This is a genomic window from Modicisalibacter xianhensis, assembly GCF_900113605.1.
Taxonomy (GTDB): domain Bacteria; phylum Pseudomonadota; class Gammaproteobacteria; order Pseudomonadales; family Halomonadaceae; genus Modicisalibacter; species Modicisalibacter xianhensis.
In genome coordinates, this window is sequence record NZ_FOPY01000001.1 from 202,745 (window position 1) to 222,099 (window position 19,355).

Annotated in this window: 16 protein-coding genes; 4 read left to right on the forward strand and 12 right to left on the reverse strand. The window is 63.3% G+C overall.

Annotated features, from left to right (window positions below; all coding sequences use genetic code 11):
- Nucleotides 1-5: 5 nt before the first annotated feature.
- Genes BM194_RS00915 through ptsP form a run of 3 tightly spaced genes read right to left on the reverse strand, consistent with a single transcriptional unit; the run spans nucleotide 6 to nucleotide 5,607 of the window.
- Entirely contained in the window at nucleotides 6-1,766 is a 1,761-nt protein-coding gene (locus tag BM194_RS00915) for a PTS fructose-like transporter subunit IIB (RefSeq protein WP_092842758.1), read from the reverse strand.
- Entirely contained in the window at nucleotides 1,763-2,731 is a 969-nt protein-coding gene (pfkB, locus tag BM194_RS00920; RefSeq protein WP_092842759.1) for a 1-phosphofructokinase, read from the reverse strand. The genes BM194_RS00915 and pfkB overlap by 4 nt, the downstream gene beginning before the upstream one ends.
- On the reverse strand, nucleotides 2,731-5,607 hold the full coding sequence (gene ptsP / locus BM194_RS00925; protein ID WP_092842760.1) for a phosphoenolpyruvate--protein phosphotransferase: 2,877 nt from the start codon (nucleotides 5,605-5,607) through the stop codon (nucleotides 2,731-2,733). Before ptsP ends, pfkB begins: the two co-directional genes overlap by 1 nt.
- Before the next feature lie 199 nt (nucleotides 5,608-5,806).
- Here ptsP and cra point away from each other — a divergent pair, with 199 nt between their 5' ends.
- The 3 genes from cra to BM194_RS00940 all read left to right on the forward strand — a co-directional run bounded on the left by cra (nucleotide 5,807) and on the right by BM194_RS00940 (nucleotide 9,684).
- Entirely contained in the window at nucleotides 5,807-6,796 is a 990-nt protein-coding gene (gene cra, locus BM194_RS00930; protein WP_092842761.1) for a catabolite repressor/activator, read from the forward strand.
- A gap of 108 nt (nucleotides 6,797-6,904) precedes the next feature.
- Complete coding sequence (locus BM194_RS00935) at nucleotides 6,905-7,573, forward strand: phosphoribosyltransferase (RefSeq protein WP_092842762.1); 669 nt, start codon at nucleotides 6,905-6,907, stop codon at nucleotides 7,571-7,573.
- Between the two features lie 104 nt (nucleotides 7,574-7,677).
- Nucleotides 7,678-9,684: an alkaline phosphatase D family protein gene (locus tag BM194_RS00940; protein ID WP_143097554.1), complete on the forward strand. Its 2,007-nt coding sequence runs from the start codon at nucleotides 7,678-7,680 to the stop codon at nucleotides 9,682-9,684.
- Here the strand turns inward: BM194_RS00940 and BM194_RS00945 are convergent, their stop codons facing one another.
- From BM194_RS00945 to BM194_RS00980, 8 genes are all read right to left on the reverse strand, one after another.
- A complete protein-coding gene (locus BM194_RS00945; RefSeq protein WP_092842763.1) occupies nucleotides 9,685-11,865 on the reverse strand; it encodes an ATP-binding protein in 2,181 nt (726 codons plus the stop codon).
- 36 nt (nucleotides 11,866-11,901) lie between these two features.
- Nucleotides 11,902-12,408, reverse strand: coding sequence for a putative pterin-binding protein (locus BM194_RS00950; protein ID WP_092842764.1), 507 nt, complete (start codon nucleotides 12,406-12,408; stop codon nucleotides 11,902-11,904).
- Nucleotides 12,409-12,677: 269 nt separating this feature from the next.
- On the reverse strand, nucleotides 12,678-13,058 hold the full coding sequence (locus BM194_RS00955; RefSeq protein ID WP_244890835.1) for a putative pterin-binding protein: 381 nt from the start codon (nucleotides 13,056-13,058) through the stop codon (nucleotides 12,678-12,680).
- A 150-nt stretch (nucleotides 13,059-13,208) separates the two neighbouring features.
- Entirely contained in the window at nucleotides 13,209-14,042 is an 834-nt protein-coding gene (locus BM194_RS00960) for an MOSC domain-containing protein (protein WP_092842765.1), read from the reverse strand.
- Between the two features lie 69 nt (nucleotides 14,043-14,111).
- Nucleotides 14,112-14,684 (reverse strand): hypothetical protein, encoded by a 573-nt coding sequence (locus tag BM194_RS00965; protein ID WP_092842766.1) that lies wholly within the window; start codon nucleotides 14,682-14,684, stop codon nucleotides 14,112-14,114.
- An 86-nt stretch (nucleotides 14,685-14,770) separates the two neighbouring features.
- Nucleotides 14,771-15,217, reverse strand: coding sequence for a nucleoside deaminase (locus BM194_RS00970; protein ID WP_092842767.1), 447 nt, complete (start codon nucleotides 15,215-15,217; stop codon nucleotides 14,771-14,773).
- Nucleotides 15,218-15,227: 10 nt separating this feature from the next.
- Nucleotides 15,228-16,157: a lipid kinase YegS gene (yegS, locus tag BM194_RS00975; RefSeq protein WP_092842768.1), complete on the reverse strand. Its 930-nt coding sequence runs from the start codon at nucleotides 16,155-16,157 to the stop codon at nucleotides 15,228-15,230.
- Nucleotides 16,158-16,258: 101 nt separating this feature from the next.
- Nucleotides 16,259-16,948, reverse strand: coding sequence for an MgtC/SapB family protein (locus BM194_RS00980; RefSeq protein WP_092842769.1), 690 nt, complete (start codon nucleotides 16,946-16,948; stop codon nucleotides 16,259-16,261).
- 122 nt (nucleotides 16,949-17,070) lie between these two features.
- Here BM194_RS00980 and BM194_RS00985 point away from each other — a divergent pair, with 122 nt between their 5' ends.
- Nucleotides 17,071-17,541, forward strand: a complete 471-nt coding sequence (locus BM194_RS00985; protein WP_092842770.1) for a GFA family protein — start codon at nucleotides 17,071-17,073, stop codon at nucleotides 17,539-17,541.
- A gap of 90 nt (nucleotides 17,542-17,631) precedes the next feature.
- Here the strand turns inward: BM194_RS00985 and BM194_RS00990 are convergent, their stop codons facing one another.
- The gene (locus BM194_RS00990; protein ID WP_092842771.1) at nucleotides 17,632-19,335 is read right to left on the reverse strand and encodes a 2-isopropylmalate synthase; all 1,704 of its coding nucleotides are present in this window, start codon (nucleotides 19,333-19,335) and stop codon (nucleotides 17,632-17,634) included.
- Nucleotides 19,336-19,355 lie beyond the last annotated feature (20 nt).

Consider the following 19,355-nt stretch of genomic DNA (forward strand, 5'->3'; position numbering starts at 1 on the left):
ATCGATCACGCCTGACTTGCGGCACCCACCGAGACTTCTTCACTGTGTCGTTTGATGGCGGCATAGCCCAGGCCAGTAATCAGCGCGCCGACGACAATCGCCAGCAGGTAAAGCAGCGCTGGCGTGATGGCGTTGGGAATCAGTAGCACGAAGATACCGCCGTGCGGTGCCATCAGCTTGGCGCCGAACAGCATCGACAGTGCTCCGGTCACCGCCCCACCGACCATGCTGACGGGAATCACCCGCAGCGGATCCTTGGCCGCGAACGGGATGGCGCCTTCGCTGATGAAGCACAGCCCCAGCACGAACGACGCCTTGCCCGCCTCGCGCTCCGGCTCGGAAAACTTGCGACGTGCCACGAAGCTGGCGATGCCCATGCCTAGCGCTGGCACCATGCCAGCGGCCATGATGGCTGCCATGGGCGCGTAGGTTTCGGAGGCCAGCAGGCCGACGCCGAAGGTATAAGCCGCCTTGTTGACCGGCCCGCCGAGGTCGAAGCACATCATCGCGCCGAGCAGGATGCCCAGCAGCACGGCGTTGGTCGAGCCCATGTTCTCGAGGAAGGTGGTCAGTGCCGCCAGGATGCCGGCCACCGGCTCGCCGACGATGTAGATCATTACCAGCCCGGTGACCAGACTGGCGATCAGCGGAATGATCAGGATCGGCTTGAGCGACTCGACGCTGGCCGGCAGCTTGAAATACTTGGTCACCGCCCAAGCGGTATAGCCGGCCAGGAAACCCGCAAGAATGCCACCGATAAAACCCGAACCGATATCTGCGGCCAGCCAGCCCCCGATCATCCCCGGAGCGATACCCGGTCGGTCGGCAATCGAATAGGCAATGTAGCCGGCCAGCACCGGTATCATCAGCTTGAAGGCACTGCCACCGCCGATCTGCATCAAGGCAGCGGCCAGCGTGCCCTCCTCCTGGAACGCCTCGATACCGAACACGAACGACAACGCGATCAGCAGGCCACCGGCGACGACCATCGGCAGCATGAACGACACGCCGGTGAGCAAGTGCTTGTAGACACCCTTCTCCTTGACGCTCTTCTTGCGCTCGCCTCCACCGGAGGCTGTGGCGCCCTGGCTCTCGACCTCGGCCTCGGCCAGCGCCGTCTCGATGGTCGGCTTGGGCTTCTTCAGCGCACTGCCGGTGGAGGTTCGCCAGATACGCTTGCCGGCAAAGCGTGTCGGGTCAACTTCGATATCGCAGGCCAGGATGACCACGTCGGCATCGTGAATTTCTTCCTCGGTCAGCTCGTCCTGGGCACCGACGGAGCCCTGGGTCTCGACCCGGATCTTGTGGCCCAGCGAACGTCCGGCCTCTGACAGCGCTTCTGCTGCCATGAAAGTATGCGCCACGCCGGTGGGACACGCCGTGACGGCAACGATACTCTTCTGGCCACTTGAGACAGCCGCGTCGGACAGCCCACCGGTAGGCTCAGTCGCGGGGCTGAACTCGCTCGCTTCGCGGCTGGCCCGGTCGAGGAACCCGGCCGGATCCGGCAATGCCTGGGCAATCGACGCCTGGAACAGGCGCTTGCCGGCAAAGCGCTGCGGCTCGGGGACATGGTCGGCCGCCACGACGATCAGCTCGGCGGCATCGATGTCCGCCTGGCTGACCGGCCTGGGCGGCTCGAGTTCGCCGTGCATCTCCACACTGGGCTGCCAGCCTCGGCGGCGGGCGGCCTGTTCGAGACGGCGGGCGGCGAGAAAGGTCGTGGCCATGCCACTCGGGCAGGCGGTAATCAGGATCACGTTCATGGGTGCTCCCCTGCGGTGTCGTCAAGACGACGCACGCGCGTTCGTTGTTGGAGGTCATGGAAGTCGGCGGCGGTGGGGTCTCCCACGCCGACATGGCGCACGGATTCGGCTGACAGCGCCGTGGCCAGTTGCAGCGTGCGTTCGGGCGCCAAGCCCGCCAGCACGCCGTGCAGCATGCCGGCTACCAAGGTATCGCCGGCGCCGACGGTACTCGTCACCGTCATCTCGGGTGGCGTGGCAAGCCAGGCTCCACGGCGGCTGACCCACAGCACACCCTCGCCCCCGGCAGAAATCACGGCCTCGTCGATGCCCTCGGCATGCAAGCGGCGCGCGGCGCGCAGCCGAGCCGGCTCGCTGTCCAGCGCTTCGCCCGCCCACTGGGCAAGCTCCTGCTCGTTGGGCTTGACGGCCGTGGGCCGGGACGCGATGGCCCGCTGCAAGGCCGGGCCACTGGTGTCGACCCACACCGGCAAGCCATGGCCTTGCAGACACTCGATCAACCCGGCCAGGTCATCCGCGCTGACGCCCGGCGGAAGACTGCCGGCGATGACCACGGCATCGGGACGGTGCTCGGGTTCGCTGGCACGTGTCTCGAGGCTATCGAGCAGTTGCCGGATTTCCTTGGCGCCTACCTGCAGTCCGGGGCCGTTGATATCGGTAACCCGGCCATCATGTTCGGCGACCTTGGCGTTGATGCGGGTCTCGCCGGGGACGCGCAGGAAGGCATCCTCGACATTCATGTCGGCAAAGGCCCGCACGAAAGGGCCATCGTTGGCAGCCCCAAGAAAACCCGACACCGCCACCTCGTGACCCAGTGCGACCAGTACGCGCGCCACGTTGACGCCCTTGCCCGCCGCATCCAGTCGCGTCGACTCGGTGCGATTGACCGTGCCCAGCGTCAATTGCGGCAGACGGATTCCCAGATCCAGTGCCGGATTGAGACTGATGGTGAGGATGCGGGCCATTACAGTGCCTCCAGGGCTTCGCGTACGGCTTCCGCCGTGGCCTGACCCAGCGCCAATTCGGCCTGATGACGCGCCTCTACCAGGTCGATCTCGCGCAGACGCGCCTTGACCATGGGAACCTGGCGCAGCGACACCGACAGCTCGTCGACGCCCAGCCCGACCAGCACCGGCACCGCTTGGGCGTCGCTGGCCAGTTCGCCGCACACGCCGACCCACTTGCCCTTGGCATGAGCGGCATCGACGGTCATCTGGATCAGGCGCAGCACCGCCGGATGCAGGCCGTCGGATTGCGCGGAAAGCTCGGGGTGGCCGCGGTCGATGGCCAGGGTGTACTGGGTCAGATCGTTGGTGCCGATGGAGAAGAAGTCGACCTCCTCGGCCAGGCTCGGGGCGAGCAGCGCACAGGACGGGACTTCGATCATCACGCCGAGTTGCACGTCCGGCGCCTGGATTTCCTGTTGCAGGCGATCGACGATGATCTTGGCGGCGCGGAACTCGGCGACGTCCTTGACCATCGGCAGCATGATACGCAGCGGCTTGTCACCGGCCGCGGTCAGCAGCGCGCGCAGCTGGGTCTCGAGAATCTCGGGACGGGTCAGCGCCAGGCGAATGCCGCGCAGACCGAGGAACGGGTTGTCCTCCTGGGGCAGCGGCCAGTACGGCAGCGGCTTGTCACCGCCGACGTCGAGGGTGCGCGCCACCAGCGGCCGACCGTCGAGCGCGTCGATGGCCTCGCGGTACTCGGCAATCTGAGTGTCCAGATTGGGCGCGTCGGCATGCGCCATGAACACGAACTCGGTACGCAGCAGGCCGACACCCTCGGCGCCATACTCCACGGCATCGGCCGCATGCGCGGTATTGCCCAGGTTGGCGGCGACCTCGACACGGTGGCCGTCGCGCGTGCGCCCTTCGTCGAAACGTGCGGCGTAAGCGGCCTTCTGGCGCGCCTCGTGCTCCTTGAGACGCAGCTCGGCACGCTCGCGGCGCTCGCGGGACGGAGCGGGAATCACCCGACCGCGCTCGCCATCGAGGATCAGCTCGGTGCCGTTGTCCAGCGTCATGATCCGCTCGCCGGCACCCACCACCGCGGGAATGCCCAGCGCACGGGCCAGGATGGCGCTGTGCGAGGTCGCGCCGCCACGTGCGGTGAGCAGGCCGCGAACCTTGGCGGTATCCAGGCGCGCCACGTCGGACGGTCCGATATCGTCCATCACCAGGATGTAAGGAGACTCGGGCGGGGTCGGCAGTTCCACGCCGCACAGGATGCCCAGTACACGCCGGCCCACGTCGCGCAGGTCGGCGGCACGCTCGGCCAGCAACCGGTCGGCAAGCATTTCCTGGGCCCGGGCGGCGGTATCCACGCCGCGCCACCAGGCCGCTTCGGCAGACAGCCCTTCATCGATGCCCTCGTGGGCAGACTCGCGAAGCTCGGGATCGTCCAGCATCTCTTCATGCATGGAGAGGATCTCCGCCACCTCGCCCCCCTGGGCACGCCGGATCAGGGCCTCGAGCTGTTCGGCCGCTGCCTGAAGCGCATGAGAAAGCCGCGTCTTCTGAACCGGAGCATCGCCGCCGCGCGATCCGTCGAGGTCGCGGGCACGCTCGGGATACTCGAAGCGTGGCGTACGCATGACGAAGACCGAGCCGATGGCCAGGCCCGGGGCCGCCGGCACGGCAGGGTGCGCCGTATCCGCGGCGAGCGGCTCGAGCTCACGCGGCGCCGGTCGGTATTCCTCGGCCTCGCTGCGCTCATCCAGCGGTGAGACTTTCTCGCCCAGCCCACCGCGCACGGCCTCGACCAGGGCTTGCACGGCCGCTGCAGCGCCCTCGCCCTCGGCGGAGAACACCAGCGTTTGGCCGCGCCGTGCACCGAGCCCGATGACCTTGGTCAGGCTAGCGGCTGAGACTGTCTCGGCGCTGCCCTCGAGCAGGCGCACCTTGACCGGCATGCCCTGATTGCGCGCCACCTGGACCAGTTGCTTGGCCGGGCGGGCATGCAGCCCATGCGCGTTGAGCACCCGGACGCGTGCGGTTTCGGCACTGGCGCTCTCCCCGGCCAGGCGCGCCAGCACGGTGGCGGCATCGGCATCCGCCAGCGTCTCGCCATCACCGCTGTCGAGCAGTTCGGCGATACGCTCGAGCAGGCCAAGATGGGCCTCGCCCTGCGCAGCCAGGCAGAACACACCATTGACCTGCCCCTTGGGGCCGGCGAAGGCCGCTTCGGGCGTGGCCAGTGACAGTGCCGGCGTCGCCACGCCCTGGGCGCTGCTGGCCAACCACAGCCCCTGCCCCAGGGCGACCGGCTCCTGTTCGACGATGGCGGCGACGAATTCGGCATTGACGCAACCGGCCTGACGCAGGCGCGCGGCCCCGGCCAGCGCCAGCTCGAAGCGATCCTTGGCGGGGAAGTTGAGACATAGAGTGTCGATGTCGACCTTGGCGACGACCGGCGCCTTGGACAACTCGGCGATGACCTCGGCACGGGTCCCGGCGTTCGCCAGACGCTGTGCCACGCCCTCGCGGTCGAGCACGTGAGTCAGTGCGCGCAGGATATCCAGATGCTCGTCGCTCTGGGCGGCGATGGTTACCAGCACGTGAACGCGGTTACCGTCGTGCCACTCCACCCCGTCGGGAAATTGCAGCACGCGCACGCCCGTCTCGAGCACCTGGTCACGGCTGGCCGGTGTGCCATGCGGAATGGCAATGGCATTGCCCAGGTAGGTCGAGGACTGCGCCTCGCGGTCGTGCAGGCCCTGGCGGTACGCCGGGGTCGCGCGACCGGCCTCGGCCAGCGATGCTGCGGCCTGGTCCAGGGCATCTCGCCAATCGGATGCGTGGCAAGCGAGCAGGACATCGTCCTGATGAAGCGTGAGCATGGAGCCTCCTTTCAGCCTCCCGCGATGATTGAAACGGAACGCTGAATCGTGTCACCTTAGTTAGCTGCAATGCTGAAACGAGACAATCAATTAATCAAGCCTTACAGCCTAAGACCTTAGCAGGGGATGCCGCTCCCCCACGCTGCCGTAGAATTGACTCGATTCATCCAGACCGCTCTACTGCTGACAAGGACATGCCATGACGCTTGCCGAAATCGCCCGCCTCGCCGGGGTCTCGCGCACCACTGCCAGTTACGTGATCAATGGCAAGGCCGAGGAACGCCGCATCAGCCGCGAGACGGTGGAGCGTGTCATGGCAGTCGTCGAACGCCACCACTATCGTGTCGACGCCCAGGCCGCCGCATTGCGCCGTGGCCAGAGCCGTACCCTGGGGCTGATCATTCCCGACCTGGAAAATGCCAGTTATGCCCGCCTGGCCAAACGCCTGGAGCGTGGGGCGCGGGAAAAGGGCTATCAGCTACTGATCGCCGGCTCGGACGACGATCCCGATACCGAGCGCGAGTTGGCCAGGGCCTTGCGTGCGCAGCGCTGCCAGGCATTGATCGTCGCCAGCAGTCTGGCGCCCGACGACCCGTTCTATCTCGACCTGATGGAAGGCGGACTGCCTGTCATTGCCATCGACCGCAAGCTGGATCCCACGCGCTTCGTGTGCATCCTCAGCCAGAATGCGGCCGCTGCCGAGGCGTTGACCCGCTCTGTGCTGACGCCGCAGGTCCGTCAGATTGCCTGGTTCGATGCCGTCGATGAGCTGTCCATCACCCGCGAACGGCGCGAGGGTTTTCATCGGGCATTGGCAGGCACGAACACGACACCGCTCATCCTGACCGCCAGGCGCTACGACCGCAGTGAAGGCGCGGCCTTGATGCGCCAGTTGATCGAGACGCACGGCCTGCCCGATGCCTTGGTCACGGCCTCCTATACCCTGCTCGACGGTGCGTTCGATGTGCTGCTGGAAAACGGGGGCTTGCCTGCAAACCTGCGCCTGGCGACCTTTGGTGACGACCGTCTGCTCGATTTTCTGCCCCAGCCGGTCAACTCGTTGCCGCAGGATCATGCACACATTGCTGATCTGACCCTGGCTCGCGCCCTGGCAGCGGCGCAAGGCGAATATACCCCCGGCAGCGATATCGTCGAGCGTTCCTTGCGCTATCGCCACATGTCAGCGTGATGCCCCTTCGCGGCCGGGTTGGAAAAAAGCCCGCGGCCTGACCACGCTATGGCAATAGCGCATGGTTGACGGCCGGCATGCGTTGCCGTGCCTTCAAGGAGGTTCACGATGTCGGAAGTTCCCTTCGCCAACCGCAAAGTAGCCGGCCAGGCGCTTGCCGAGCGCCTGAGGGCGCGTGCCGGCAAGAACAACGTGCTGGTGCTGGCCCTGCCCCGGGGCGGCGTCCCGGTGGCGGCGGAAGTCGCTCGCGCCCTGAGTGCGCCGCTTGACGTCATGGTGGTACGCAAGCTGGGCATGCCGGGCCATGAGGAATTCGCAATGGGCGCCATCGCCAGTGGTGGCGTCACGGTACTCGATCCGTCACTGCTGCAACGCCTGCGACTCAATGAAAACACCGTACAGGCCGTCGTCGACAAGGAAACTCGTGAGCTTGCGCGTCGTGAGCGGGCCTACCGTGGCGATCGCCCTTATCCTGACTTTCAGGGCAAGGAGGTCATTCTTGTCGATGACGGCATTGCCACGGGCTCCAGCATGCGTGCGGCCATCCAGGCCGTGCGCCAGCTAGGCGCCGAGCATTGCATCCTGGCTGTTCCCGTGGCCCCGAGCGAGACACTGGAAGAGCTGGCCAGCGAAGTCGACGAAATCGTCTGCGTGGCGACGCCGGAGCCCTTCCGCGCCGTCGGTCAGTGGTACGTGGAGTTTGGCCAGACCAGCGATGACGAGGTCAGCGCCTGCCTGAGCGATCCTGCCCTGCGTTCCGGCGGAACTAGCGCTTGAGGTAGCGCTGAGGCCAAGGCAAGCACAGCCGTTTTCCAGGCGGACCGGATGATGCGTCAGGCCCCTTGGTCAACCTTTGCGAGGCGGGTTATGCTGCCTATCCTATGCAAATCGCCTCGCTCAGCGCCAACAATGGCATGGCTTCCTCCGACTCCCTGCCCGACGTTCTTGCCGGCCCGATACTGCGTCGCACCGAACCCGGCCGCCTGGTGTTCTGGCTGGCTGCCAGTCGCCCACTCTCGTTGTGTCTGGCGCTGTATCCCGAAGGCGAACCTGTGCGTCACCTTGCCCTCGACGAGCATCGCGATTGCCTGCCTCTCGGAACGCATGCCTACATTCACCTGATCGATGTCAGGCTGGAAGCGCCGCTGCCGACCGATGTGCTGATCGGCTATGACCTGTTCATTGGCGACCTGCAAGCGGGGCAAGCCGGCATAGCCAACTGGGCGGCGCATGTGCTGTACGAGGACGAGACGCATCCCTCCTTCGTGATCAAGTCACGAATCGATAGCGTGCTGCATGGTTCTTGCCGCAAGCCACATCATGCCTCGAGAGACGGACTGGCACGGGCCGACGCCTGGCTGGACGAGCGTCGTACCCAGGCCGTCACGCGCCCTGCCCTGTTGCTGATGACCGGCGACCAGATCTATGCCGACGATGTTGCCGGCCCCATGCTGACCGCCATCCATGCCTTGATCCGGCGTCTTGGCCTGGTGGGCGAGCACCTGGAAGGTGCCGTGGTGGAGGACAGCGAGGCGCTGTACGTCGCCGAGGCGACCTATTACCGGCGCGAGCAACTGCTCCCGGCGTTCGAGTCCAACGAGGCGCTGCGCGAGCGGTTCTTCGGTGGCGTTGAAAAGCCGATCTTCACCTCGGCCAATGCCGCCAACCACCTGATCACCTTTGCCGAAGTGGCAGCCATGTATCTGCTTGTCTGGTCACCGCTACCCTGGCGCCTGATCGACGGCGATGCTCCACCGCTGGATGCAGCATGTAGCGCGCGCTTTGCCGCCGAGCACGCCATTCTCGAAGACTTCATCGCCGAGCTACCCGCAGCGGCCCGCCTGATGGCTCAGGTGCCGACATTGATGATCTTCGATGACCACGATGTCACCGATGACTGGAACCTGACCGCCGCCTGGGAGGAAACCGCCTATGGTCATCCTTTCTCACGCCGGATCATCGGCAACGCCTTGCTCGCCTATTTGCTGTTCCAGGGCTGGGGCAACGATCCCGATACGCTGGCATCGCCTCTTGCCCGGCTACATGGACTGCTGGACCAGGCGGCCGCTGGCTACCTGCCTGCCACGCATCAGGACAAGCTCATCAGCGAATTGCTGCGTTTCGAAGGCTGGGGGTACGTCCTGCCAACCTCACCCCGACTGATCGTGCTGGACACCCGGACCCGGCGATGGCGCAGCGAGCGCAACCGGCATCGTCCCTCGGGGCTCATGGACTGGGAGGCACTGAGCGAACTGCAGCAGGACCTGCTCGACGAGCGCGCGGTGATCATCGTTTCGCCGGCGCCGATGTTCGGGGTCAAGTTGATCGAGGGGATCCAGCGTCTCTTCAGTTGGGCGGGAAAGCCCCTGCTGGTAGATGCCGAGAACTGGATGGCGCACCGCGGCGCTGCCAGCGTCATGCTCAACATCTTCCGGCACACCCGAACACCGCAGCACTACGTGATCCTCTCGGGCGACGTGCATTACTCCTTCGTCTACGACGTGCGAATTCGTCATCGGGAACGCGGCCCGAAGATCTGGCAGATTACCAGTAGCGGAATCAAGAACGAGTTTCCGGACACGTTGCTGGACTGGTTCGACCGGCTCAACCGCTGGCTCTACGCCCCCTGGTCGCCCCTCAACTGGTTCACGAAGCGACGGCGCATGCTGGTGCAGCCCAGGGTGCCGGACCATGCCAAGGCGGGAGAGCGACTATGGAACGGTGCCGGTATCGGTCTTGTCACGTTCGACAAGGCAGGCCGTCCGCTCGATATCCAGCAGTTGGACGCCGAGGGAGAGACCATCGGCTTTCAGCCCGACCCGACCCAACATCCGGCCACGAGGCTTTCGAAAAGAACCAGCGCGGAATCGGACACGCCACGCGGGTAATCACCCGGGTAACACCGACGAACCACTTTCCAGTTCCACCAGGCTACGCTCGATGAATTCCTTGAGGGTGGCAACATGCCGTTCGCGCTCCGATCGTGACAGGCGCGGGCCCCGCAACTCGAGTTCTTCGGCTAGATCGGCGACTGCCTTGAGCCCCAGGCCGCTTGACTCGCCCTTGAGCAGATGGGCCTGGCGCACCAGCTCATTGCTATCGAACCCGGTCAAGGCCTCGTCGAGAGCAGCCAGACGCTCGGGCATCTGGTCACGATAGAGCGTCAGCAAGTCACGCAACATGGCCAGCCCCAGGGAATACTCGAGTTCGCGCAGCAGGGCATAGTCGATCGTGCCGGTGTCGCTGGTGCGACGTATGGGCGCCCCATCCGGCATCGGCTGCCCCAGGTAGCGAGCCAATACTGCACCCAGGCTGTCCGGCATGATGGGCTTGGTCAGGTAGTCGTTCATGCCAGCGGCCTGTGCCTTGGCCTGCTCGCCGCCGAAGGCGCTGGCGGTCATGGCGATGATGGGGACCTGGGCCAGGCGTTCGTCGGAGGCGCGTATCTGCCGCGTGGCCTCGAAGCCGTCCGTGCCGGGCATCTGCATGTCCATGAAGATCATGGCGTAAGCGTGCTTGCGCGCCATATCGACTGCCTCGGCCCCATTGGCGGCGAGATCGACTCGATGCCCGAAGCGCTCGAGCATGGCAACGGCCACCTGCTGGTTGACCGGGTTGTCTTCAGCGACCAGCAAGCGTTCGCATCTGCGCGTGTCGTCATCCCCCAGTGTGAGAAAGGTGCGCGGCTGGCTAGGCACGGACTCGGGGGGAGCATTCTCCAGCGGCAATTCGAACCAGAACCGGCTGCCTTCGCCTTCATGGCTGACGAAGCCGATCTGGCCTCCCATGGCCTCGACCAGTCGCTTGCAGATCGCCAGCCCTAGCCCCGAACCGCCAAACCGCCGCGCTGTCGAGGCATCGCCCTGACGGAACGGCTCGAACAGGCCATCGCGTTGTTCGAAGGGAATGCCGCAACCGGTGTCGCTGACCTCGAAATGCACACCTCCGTTCGCAGCGCGCCGGATGTCGAGTTCGACCTTGCCTTCCATGGTGAACTTGAAGGCATTCGAAAGCAGGTTGAGCAGCACTTGGCGTAGCCGGCTCGCATCCCCGATCAGGCAGGGTGGCAGCTGCGGGTCGACATGATGGGCCAGCCTCAGCGTACCGCCTTCGAGGCGCGGTGCGAACAGCGCCAGCACGCCATCGACGGTATCGCTCAGGTGAAAGACCGAGCGCTCGATTTCCAGGCGCCCGGCCTCGATCTTGGAAAAGTCGAGGATGTCATTGATCAGGCTGAGCAGGATTTCCGCGCTCTCATGGATGGTACGCGCATAGCGGCGTGATTGCGGATCGTTCTGACGATCCATGAGCAACGCGCTCATCCCGATCACGCCATTCAATGGCGTGCGCACCTCATGACTGACCGTGGCCAGAAAGTCGGATTTTGCCCGGCTGGCCGACTCGGCCTTGCGCGCCGTGATCTCCAATTCACGGCTCAGCGTTTCCATGGCTTGCCGTGACGCCTCGTTGTCACGCGCCTCCTGAAACAGGAACCGGATGATGACCAGAGCCGTCAGGCTCTTGAAAATGATCAGTGCGAGCAACAGGCCATAAAGCTTGAGCAGCGTCTCGCGCTCACGGGTCTTGGATTCGGCAAGATACTCGTTGATGGCAATGACCAGACGCTGCGAGCTATCGCCCAGGGTGGCCAAGCTGGACTGCAGAAGGTCGATATCGGACGCATCCAGTGGTCCCGCACTGTTCAGCCGCCTGTCGATGGATTCGACCTGAGAGAATATCCGGGGCAACACATCGCTGACACTGTCAATGGTCCGGAACAGCTCGGCGATCTGCCCTGTACGCAGCAGGTTAGTACGGCTGTAGAGCAGCTCGAAGCCCAACTGGACATTGGCCAGATCCTCATCCGAGCCAGGCTCGCTACGCAGCAACAGGCTGCGCAACTCGACCGCCTCTCGATCGAGCTTGTAGGCCGCCCAGGCAGCATCGCCGCCGACACTCTGGGCCAGGCTGTTCTGGCGCCAGGCAATGAGGCTGACGACACCGATCGCCGCCGCAAAAAAGAATACGGCAGCGATGACACCCAATTTCAAGCGAAGTGGATAGTGCACACATCAGTTCTCTGTCGAGGCCACCTTCTGGTCGGGCTATTCCACACGGATACTTTTCACCTGCCAGACAGAACGAAACCGATAGGTTTCATTGAGCAGCTTGGGGTTCTGATCGAAAGGATACAGCACGAAGATCGGCCCAAAATCGCGGACGGGCATGCGCTCCCCATCCTTTTCGACAGCCAAGATAACATCATGGTTGCGCAGGTCCTCGACCGGCACATCGGCCACGAACTCGTTGAGAGCCTTGACCTTGAGCAGATTGCCCTGGGCACCCACGGCATCGAGCAGGTCTCGTCCCAGCGGGCCGGTAAAACGTGACTCCCCCTCCGTCCAGGGCGTATGCGTCTCGACATCATGCATGCCTAACGCCGCCAGCATCGTGTAATCGAAATGCGCTTCGTCAGCGACATTGGTATGTGAGATGGCCCCACTCACCTTGAGAATGACTTGCCCTTCGGGCATGGGTAGCGTATCGGCCCACAGCGTACGCAACGGCAGCAGCAGGAAGAGAAGAAACAGCGACAAACGGGAAGTGAACATGCAGACGTCTCGGAGATGATGGGCCGGTGGCCAACGTACGATACCTGCCGGCTCCCTGAACTCTCCTGGGACTTCCTGTGCAACCTGTTTCATACCGGCAGGCGCAAGGGTACCCCAACCGAGACGAAAGTTCAGTGCATCAGCATTCTACGATATAAAAACGGTCGTTCGCCCCGCGCTGCTCTTTGTGCTGGGTCGACGACGTTCCCTCGACATGAATGGACATGACCTGCCAGACCGAACGGAAACGGATCTCTTCTGTAAGCAATTCAGGCTTCTGGTCGAAGGGGTAGACGATGATGATCGGGCCGCGATCGTTCGCCGTTCTTGCTGAGCGCAAGGATCACCTCATGCCGATAGAAGTCGCTGGCAGGCACCTCGGCAATATACCCATCGAGCCCCTTTATCATGAGGCGGCTACCCTGGGCCCCCACCGCGTCGAGAAGATCTTGTGCCAACGGCCCTTCGAAACGGATCAATCCTTCCGTCCACGGCGTATGTGTCGCAATCTCATGCATGCCAAGCGACTCGAGCATGGCATAGTCGAAATGTGCTTCGTCACCGTGGTTGGTCTGCGAGATTTTTCCGGATACCTCGAGAATCACCGGCCCTTGGGGAATCGGTAACTCGGCCTCTGCCCATGCGCCCATGGAGGTCATCGGCAATAAAAACAACGAAAGCAACCCACGCAACGCCAGCATTCATATCACTCTATCGAACAGGACATACCTACCACTATAGTCGTTGCGACCCGGGCAGAAAGAGAATCCTAATCATACTGAGCGAATGAAGCGACTGAATTAGATAGCCAGTTCCGTATTCGGCGTCGCAGCGAACTCCAGTACTTCCACGGTAGCACCCAGATCGAGCCGACCTTCGTTGAGAGCGACCAGATTCTGACCGAAATAGACCTTACCCTTCGCGCCTCGCCGATAGCTCGCCAATGTGCGTAGCGGCTCGCCGCGTGCCTGGAACTGCCCCGTAGTCGGATCGACGGTAATCATGGCACAGCGGGAACACGGCGCATCGACGAGAAACTCCACCTCACCGATGCGTATGCGCTTCCAGCCATCTTCGGCGTAGGGCTGTGTTCCGGTCACGACGAGGTTGGGCCGAAACTGCGCCATGCGCTGTGGGGGATTCATCCGCCGGTTGAGGTCGTCCAGCGAGGCCTGGGAAATCAACAGCAATGGGTAGCCATCGGCAAAGCTGACATGGCGTTCGATTGCTGGACGGTAGCGGGAAGAGCGCTGCCCCAACCACAGCAACCGTACCGGCTCACCCGCAGCCCGGCTGAACCAGTCGTCCAGCGCATCGGTGGTGGTCAGGGCCTCGAAAGCGTCATCCCAGACCCGCGTGGCAAAGCGCCCGGCATCGAATTCCGTTTCGCGCACCTTGATGCTCCCTAGTTCCGGGTGGCTGACATCGAGGCCTCCCGGCACCGGAACGGCGGCCACGCGCTGCAACTGGGGATGGGTGCGCGCCGTCAGGAACGTGCCATCCGGCTTGGCAAGCATGTAACGGCGATCGCCCTCAGGCCCTTCCTCCGTTACCAGCATGCCGTCCAGCGCCTGGCCGGCGATGGACTTGACGGGGTAGCGATAGAGTCCTGACAGAACAGGCGAGGAAGGCATGGTTCGATTCCCGACGATGAGGTGTCTATGGCGCTCGCCGTTACCTGCAGCGCCACGGTAGATAATGGCTTACTGAGACGAAGCGCCGTCCCCTTCGGGCTGGATCTGTATCTCCTGGCTACGCTTCACATCCTGTTCTTCGGCGGCCTTGAACTGCTCTTCGAGTTCTTTTTCCGCCTCCTTGAAGCGCCGCTCGGTCTCTTTCAGCGCTTCGCTGACATCGTCTTCCGTCTCTTCCCAGGACTCATCGGCCAATCGCTCGCCTACACTGGGCGCCACTTCTTCATCAGTGGCCATCCCGGCGCCAGCTTCCTCGCTCTGTTGGCCAGATGCCTCTGCCTCATCCGGATTCGCGCCGGTAGTCGAAGACTCTGAAGCCGCTACCTCGCCAGCAGTTTCCGCCGTGCCGGCATTCTGGGCCGTATCATCGGTTGAGGAATCATCTGCCTGCGGCATCTCGGTATCGGACTGCGCCGGGGTGTTGCGCGCGTCGCGCTCCACGCCATTTGACGTCTCATTGGTGGCCTGGCTCGCCTCGTTGGCCGTTTGCTCGGGCGGGGTCTCCTCCCCTCCATCGCAGGCCGCCAGGCTCAAGGCCAATGTCAGGACGGCTATCGACGTCATCCAGGGCGCTCTGGCCATCGTTCTCTCTCCTTGTTGAAAGACCTGCCTCGTAGGGTGGCGCTATTCCAGCAAACCCCGTCCTCTGGCGCAAGCAAGCGCCACGGTCAGGCAGGCTGTTCCCCGATATCCTCGTTCCAGACGTCGGGATGCCGGGCAATGAAAGTCTCCATCAGTTCCCGGCACTCGGGGCTGTCCAGCACCTCAAGCGTGACGCCATGCTGGCGCAGGTTTTCCTCGTCGCCCATGAAGGTGCGGTTTTCGCCAATCACTACACGCGGTATTCCATAAAGCAGGATGGCTCCACTGCACATGGGACAAGGGGACAAGGTCGTATAGAGCACCGAGTCGCGATAGACGGAGGCCCGCTGACGCCCGGCATTCTCCAGCGCATCCATCTCGCCATGCAACACGACGCTGCCACGCTGTTGTCGCTGGTTATGCCCCCGGCCGATGATCTGCCCACGATGGACCAGTACCGACCCGATCGGGACACCGCCTTCCTCGAGCCCCTGCCGGGCCTCGTCGATTGCGGCCTGCATGAATTCGTCCATGCGCGTCTCCTTACTGTCGGGCATTCGATGAGAGCAACGGGCAATCGGATTGCACCAGCAACTTGAGCGCCCGCGGCTCCAGCTTGACCTCGAACGTCTTCAGTTGCCTGGGCTCGCCATCCAGGTTGAGTGGAAAGGCGCTATCGCCCTCGAAGGACAACTGCGACGTGCGCACCGTGCGCACGAACTCGCCATCTTCCGGAATCCTTTCCAGTTCCGTGAGAAGCTGGCGCATCTCGGCAAGCGACGAAAAATGACGTACGAGCAATACATTCAGCAGACCATCATCGAGCTTGGCGTCGGGCGCCAGCTTCTGGCCGCCGCCCGCCTGGACACCATTGCCGATGGCCAGCAGGAACAGGGGGCCCTCGAACTCGCCCTCGGGCCAGCTCAAATGCCCGCTGTAGGGCTGGTAATGCCAGAGCTTGAGCATTCCCATCAGGGAGTAAGCGCCACCACCCAGCAAGCGCTTGAGTGAAACCGGCGTTGAGGTGGTGATTTCCGCCCCGAAACCACCGGAGGCCATGTTGATGAAATAGTCGGCCCCAAGATGCGCTATATCCACGGCCCGGGAAGACACGGTCAGCGCCGTATGAAGGGCCTGGTGCGGATCCATGGGCAGGCAGACTCCATGGGCGAAGTCGTTGGCGCTTCCCAGCGGCAGGATGCCCAACGCCGGCCGATGCGCTTCGTCCAGGTGCATCAGGCCATTGACGATCTCGTTGACGCTGCCGTCTCCTCCCCCGGCAATGAGACGAGAGACCCCTTCCTGCGCCGCCTCTTCGACAAGACGCAAGGCGTCCCCCTCTTCCCAGGTGATGCGCACCTGTAAATCGCAACCCGCTTCGCGCATGGCGGACACCGCCTCGCGTATTTCGGGCTCCTGCGCGACCTTGCCGTTGAGAATCAGGCGAGCGTTCCTTGCCATCGCATCGGCCATGCATCGTTTCCTTGTCCATCCTGACGTGGTCTGGCTATACCATCGCCTGTTGCCCTGCAATTCGCAAGGTACCGATCAGTCGGTACAGGCCTGAAACCAGGTCACGTTATGGCCAGGCGAAACTCGAGAATCGTCTTCGAGGCACGCAAATGTGCCGCGAGTTTCACCAGGTTGTCCTTGTCATGAGTCTGCAGCACCATGTGATAACGGTATATCGTACCGCGTTCGGCCAACCGGTAGCTCATCGACTTGATAGCGCAGCCATGCGTGGCAATCATCGCCCTGACCTTGCTTTCATCATCGACGGATTCGATAGGGTAGCTGATGACATGGTCGGCATAGAACTCGCTGGGAAGATGGCTCTCGACCCAGCGAAAGAGCGACAGCGTGACCAGGGTAACGACCGTCACGATCACTGCCGGGTAGAGAAAACCGATCCCGAACAGGATACCCAGGGCAGAGGTGACCCAGATCGATGCCGCCGTAGTCAGGCCATGCACGGTCAACCCTTCCTTGAAGATCACGCCGGCCCCCAGAAAACCGATACCGGTCATGATGCCCTGGGCCATGCGGGTAGGGTCCGTGCGGATCGCAGAATCGGGCAGCAGCCCACCTACCCACTCTGCCTGATGAGTGGATACCAGCATCAATAATGCCGATGCGACACACACAAGAGCATGGGTACGGAACCCGGCCGGCCGGCCATGATAGCTGCGTTCCAGACCGATCAGGCTACCCGCCAGCCAGGCGGTGCCCAGGTTGATCAGAATAGTGGTGGCTTCGTCCGGCATGGCGCCCCTCCATGGACTCAACAAAACGAACAGTCATGGCCCTGCCGGCTTGCGCCTCATGGCAGACTTGACCACTTTTAGGCAATGCTTTCTCGAAACTCATGATCTGACGGGAGTTTACCATGCAACTTGACGGTAGCTGTCATTGCGGCGCGGTTCGTTTCAGCGTGGAAGCCGAGGCCCCCTACCCCTTCAACCTCTGCTATTGCAGCATTTGCCGCAAGACCGCCGGCACCGGCGGCTTCGCCATCAACCTCGGGGCCAATGCCGATACGTTGAAGGTCGAGGGGGAAGAACATATCAATACCTACCGTGCGCGCATGGAGGATGGCTCGACCAGCAGCGCCGAACGCCGCTTCTGCCGGGAGTGCGGCACTGCACTGTGGCTATGGTCTCCCGAGTGGCCGGAACTCGTTCACCCCCATGCCGGCGCCATCGATACGCCACTGCCGGTCCCGCCCGAGCATACCCACATGATGCTCGGCTCCAAACCCGATTGGGTCATGTCCCGCCCGGATTCACAGGACCGCTGCTTTCAGGAATACCCTGACGAGTCGCTGGCCCAGTGGCACGAGCGTGTGTCCAGCTCGTGACATCGACAGGCGCCGCTGGCTGGCCTGACTTAAAACAGGAACGGCCGCCCACTGGCAGCCGTTTCCATCCGCAATGGCAAGACCGGCAAGTCAGGCCTGAAGCATCTCCTTGGTCACGGCACCGGTCAGGGTTTGCCCCGCTCCGGCACGGTTGAGTGCCGAAAGCAACGCCTTGAGCGAGGCACTGACGGTATCACCATCCTCAGCCATGCCACTGATGCGAGTGCCGTCCACGTTGAGTTGAACGAAGGCAATCGCCACGGCGTCGCTCCCCTCCCCCAAGGCATGTTCGCCATAGTCGACCACATTGACGCGTTGGCCAGTGTATTGCTGCCAGGCATCCATGAACGCAGAGATCGCACCGTTGCCCTGCCCTTGCAGTGTTACGCTCTCCTGACCATGACGCAGCGTGACCGACAGGCATTCGGCATCGTCCCGATCCAGCCGGTAGCCTTTCAGTGTCACCGGCGCGGCGCACATGAAGGTCTCGAGCAGGATGTCGCGAATGGCCTGGCTGGAAAGCTCGCCCGATACCTGTTCGCTGGCCTTCTGCACATGCGGCGCCAGTTCCAGGGTCATCCAGCGCGGCAGACTGATGCCGAAATCCCGCTCGAGCAGGAATGCCATGCCGCCCTTGCCCGACTGGCTGTTGACGCGAATCACGGCCTGATAGTCGCGGCCGAGATCCTTGGGATCAATGGGCAGATAGGCTACCTGCCAGGCTTCGTCGTCTCGCTGCTTCTGCAGGCACTTGCGGATCGCATCCTGATGGCTCCCCGAGAATGCGGTATAGACCAGTTCGCCGATCCAGGGATGGCGAGGGTGGACCGGCAGGCCAGTGCACTCAGTGCAGACCTGAACGATCTCGTCGGGATTCGACAGGTCGAGTTGCGGATCGATGCCCTGGCTGTAGAGGTTCATCGCCAGGGTCACGATGTCCATGTTGCCGGTGCGCTCGCCGTTGCCCAGCAGCGTCCCTTCGACACGATCTGCCCCGGCCAGCAGGCCCAGCTCGGCGGCGGCGGCCGCACCACCCCGGTCATTGTGGGTATGCAGCGAGATGATCGCGCTGTCACGGTTCTTAAGGTGCGTGATGAAATATTCGATCTGGTCGGCAAAATGATTGACCGGCCCGACCTCGACGGTGGCCGGCAGGTTGAGAATGCAGGGCTTGTCAGGCGTCGGCTGCCAGACCGCCATGACCGCCTCGCAGATCGCCACCGAGAAATCCAGCTCGGTGCTGGTGAAGCTCTCGGGAGAATATTGAAAGGTCCACTGCGTGTCGGGATAGCGCGCTGCATATTCCTGTACCCAGCGGGCACCCTGCTCGGCAATCGCGATGATGCCTTCGCGGTCCTGCTCGAAGACCCGCTCGCGCTGCACCGTGGAAGTGGAGTTGTAGACGTGCACGATGGCACGCTTCACCCCTTCCAGTGCGGCAAACGTCCTTTCGATGAGATGTTCGCGCGCCTGCACGAGCACCTGGATATGCACATCCTCCGGGATCTGGTCTTGCTCGATCAGCCAGCGCACGAAATCGTAGTCATGCTGGCTGGCTGCGGGAAAACCGACTTCGATTTCCTTGAGCCCGACCTTGACCAGCAAGGCCCACAGCCGCTTCTTCTGCTCGACGGACATCGGCTCGAGTAGCGCCTGGTTGCCATCGCGCAGATCCACGCTGGTCCAGATCGGTGCGTGGGTCAGCGTCCGCGTAGGCCATTGACGCTGGGTCAGCGGCACCGGCTCGACCGGGACGTACTTGCGATGATCGAAGGCGCGGAAGGTTGAAGCCATGGTTGACGGTCCTTGCAATA

Coding starts and splice junctions, on each gene's coding strand:
- BM194_RS00955 (WP_244890835.1), bottom strand. CDS start 13,058: ATGGGCGCATGGGCAGAGGCCGAGTTACCGATTCCCCAAGGGCCGGTG.
- BM194_RS00985 (WP_092842770.1), top strand. CDS start 17,071: ATGCAACTTGACGGTAGCTGTCATTGCGGCGCGGTTCGTTTCAGCGTG.
- BM194_RS00980 (WP_092842769.1), bottom strand. CDS start 16,948: ATGCCGGACGAAGCCACCACTATTCTGATCAACCTGGGCACCGCCTGG.
- BM194_RS00915 (WP_092842758.1), bottom strand. CDS start 1,766: ATGAACGTGATCCTGATTACCGCCTGCCCGAGTGGCATGGCCACGACC.
- BM194_RS00940 (WP_143097554.1), top strand. CDS start 7,678: ATGCAAATCGCCTCGCTCAGCGCCAACAATGGCATGGCTTCCTCCGAC.
- yegS (WP_092842768.1), bottom strand. CDS start 16,157: ATGGCCGATGCGATGGCAAGGAACGCTCGCCTGATTCTCAACGGCAAG.
- BM194_RS00935 (WP_092842762.1), top strand. CDS start 6,905: ATGTCGGAAGTTCCCTTCGCCAACCGCAAAGTAGCCGGCCAGGCGCTT.
- ptsP (WP_092842760.1), bottom strand. CDS start 5,607: ATGCTCACGCTTCATCAGGACGATGTCCTGCTCGCTTGCCACGCATCC.
- cra (WP_092842761.1), top strand. CDS start 5,807: ATGACGCTTGCCGAAATCGCCCGCCTCGCCGGGGTCTCGCGCACCACT.
- pfkB (WP_092842759.1), bottom strand. CDS start 2,731: ATGGCCCGCATCCTCACCATCAGTCTCAATCCGGCACTGGATCTGGGA.
- BM194_RS00965 (WP_092842766.1), bottom strand. CDS start 14,684: ATGGCCAGAGCGCCCTGGATGACGTCGATAGCCGTCCTGACATTGGCC.
- BM194_RS00960 (WP_092842765.1), bottom strand. CDS start 14,042: ATGCCTTCCTCGCCTGTTCTGTCAGGACTCTATCGCTACCCCGTCAAG.
- BM194_RS00950 (WP_092842764.1), bottom strand. CDS start 12,408: ATGTTCACTTCCCGTTTGTCGCTGTTTCTTCTCTTCCTGCTGCTGCCG.
- BM194_RS00990 (WP_092842771.1), bottom strand. CDS start 19,335: ATGGCTTCAACCTTCCGCGCCTTCGATCATCGCAAGTACGTCCCGGTC.
- BM194_RS00970 (WP_092842767.1), bottom strand. CDS start 15,217: ATGGACGAATTCATGCAGGCCGCAATCGACGAGGCCCGGCAGGGGCTC.